Consider the following 2,330-nt stretch of genomic DNA (forward strand, 5'->3'; position numbering starts at 1 on the left):
GTTGCTATCCCTGCTGCCATTACCTTCACCCCTTGCACAACTGCTGAGGGTTTTGTTCATTATCTTGCTTATCCTGATTGTCCTCTCGGTATTCGGAGTTCTTCCAGGTGGCTACTTACCGCGACTTAGTCTCTAGCTTAGGTCGATAAGCGGCGACAAAAAGCCCCGCCTTTCAGTTGAAAGGTGGGGCTTTTTATTGCAATGTCCTTATGCAATGGACTAACATTAGTCCATCAGTTCAAACAATGAGCAGCGAACTATGCAAACCGTCAACATTCACGATGCCAAAACACAGTTTTCAAAACTGATAGAAGCAGTATCGCAAGGCGAGCGAGTGATTATTGCCAAAGCGGGAAAACCCGTCGCCGAGCTGATTGCAATTGAATCTGCACCGCCCGCCCGCAAGCCCGGCTCGTTAAAAGGAAAAATCAGAATTGCTGATGATTTTGATTCGCCACTACCTCATGAAATTTTGGATGCATTTGAGGGAAATTGATGCGCATTTTATTGGATACCCATATTTATTTATGGTGGCTAACGGACAGCCCAAAACTTTCTTCCGCCATAAAGCAAAAAATTGAAACCGCTACTGAGGTTTATATCAGCAGCGCGTCTATCTGGGAAGCGGGAATAAAAATTTCTGCAGGTAAACTTGAAGCCGATATCGACGATTTAATTGAGGGAATTCAGGAGAATCGTTTTATCGAGCTACCCATTACAACAAAGCACGCCAAACAAGCAGCTCAATTACTTGACATTCACCGCGATCCGTTTGATCGCATGCTGGTCGCACAAACCTTGTGTGAACCCTTGCGATTACTAACAGCAGATGAGCAAGTGGCAAAATATTCTGAGTTGGTGGATTTGGTCTGACGCCAACAAGAACGCCCTGCACTTTTAAATACAGGGCGTTTTTTTATTGGGCTTCAACTAAAACGCTTTTTAAGCGGCGCCAATGCGTAAAACAATATCCAGCAAAACCAGGAGAGCGCTAAACAGGCAAAAATCCATATCAGCTTTTCATCCTTATCCACTCTGGACGACCTGGCTATATCAATAATCGGTAACAACCACACCAACAATATCACCACTATCATACCTAGCTGTAAGCTACTCATCACATCTTGCTCCTTGATAGACAATTGAATCCTTAGCTTACCGAAAGTTTAAAAATCGTGCGAGTTTTATATTCCTCACCCGGACGTAAGACTATCGACGGGAATTGCGGTTGGTTAATAGAGTCAGGTGCGTGTTGCGGCTCCAAACAGAAACCAGTGCGTTTTTGATAGGTAATACCTTTTCCGGTTAATGTGCCATCCAAAAAATTACCGGAATAAAATTGCACACCCGGCTCTTCAGTGAACACTTCCAGTACGCGACCTGAGGTTGCCTCCTCAACACGCGCAGCCAGGGTTAATTCTTTGTAGGTTTTTTGATTGATCAAAAAATTGTGGTCGTAGCCAAAACCGTTTTTGATTTGCTCGTGCCCGGTATTAATTAATTCACCGATAGCGCGCGCGTTGCGGAAATCAAATGGGGTGTTAGCAACTGGCATAGGTGCGCCAACGGGGATTTGCTCTTCATTTACCGCGTTAATATGATCGGCAAAGATTTGCATTTGATGATTGAGGATATCGCCCTTGCCCGCAAGATTGAAATAGGTGTGCTGGGTTAGATTTACCGGTGTGGCTTTGTCGGTGGTGGCGAAATAATCCACGATGATTTCGTCATCATGCGTGAATTGATAAGTGACGGTAACATCCAGATTGCCGGGAAAACCCTGGTCGCCATCTTCACTCAACAAATGCAATTTCAAGATGGGACCATTTGCATCGTCTGCGGTAGTTGCGCTCCAGATTTTTTTATCAAAACCGATTGGGCCGCCGTGCAAATTATTGCTGCCATTATTCGCGGTCAGTGAATAGGTTTCACCATCCAATGTGAATTGTGCATTGGCGATACGGTTGCCAACACGGCCAATGAGTGCACCAAAATAGGGGCCGATATCCAGATAGGGCTCGAGGGTATCAAAACCCAAGACCACATCGGCAAGCGCGCCGTTTTTATCGCGCATATGCCACTCGGTGATGATACCGCCGAGGTTAATAATTTTTACGCTACTACCGCGTTTATTGGTCAAGGTATATTCATTTACTACTTCACCGGCAGCTGTGGTGCCGAATGGTTTTTGGGTAATTGCCGTGGTGGTTGTCATTAACAATATGCTCTCAGATTTTTTCATTTTGATAATTAATGGGGTTATTCGGCATCCGATTTTTGTTGCCCAAAATCTGGAAAACCTTCACTCGTCCAACCGAGGCGGCGAATAT

The 2,330-nt window shown here is 45.0% G+C and carries 3 protein-coding genes; 2 read left to right on the forward strand and 1 reads right to left on the reverse strand.

Annotated features, from left to right (window positions below; all coding sequences use genetic code 11):
- Positions 1-259: 259 nt before the first annotated feature.
- Together ACWA6V_RS20745 and ACWA6V_RS20750 are read left to right on the forward strand one after the other, a co-directional pair.
- Entirely contained in the window at positions 260-496 is a 237-nt protein-coding gene (locus ACWA6V_RS20745) for a type II toxin-antitoxin system Phd/YefM family antitoxin (protein WP_449524265.1), read from the forward strand.
- Positions 496-873, forward strand: coding sequence for a type II toxin-antitoxin system VapC family toxin (locus ACWA6V_RS20750; RefSeq protein ID WP_449524266.1), 378 nt, complete (start codon positions 496-498; stop codon positions 871-873). Before ACWA6V_RS20745 ends, ACWA6V_RS20750 begins: the two co-directional genes overlap by 1 nt.
- Positions 874-1,150: 277 nt before the next feature.
- Here ACWA6V_RS20750 and ACWA6V_RS20755 read toward each other — a convergent pair whose 3' ends face one another.
- Positions 1,151-2,215 (reverse strand): aldose epimerase family protein, encoded by a 1,065-nt coding sequence (locus tag ACWA6V_RS20755; RefSeq protein ID WP_449524267.1) that lies wholly within the window; start codon positions 2,213-2,215, stop codon positions 1,151-1,153.
- Between the last annotated feature and the right edge of the window lie 115 nt (positions 2,216-2,330).

The sequence above is a fragment of the Cellvibrio sp. genome (assembly GCF_053579595.1).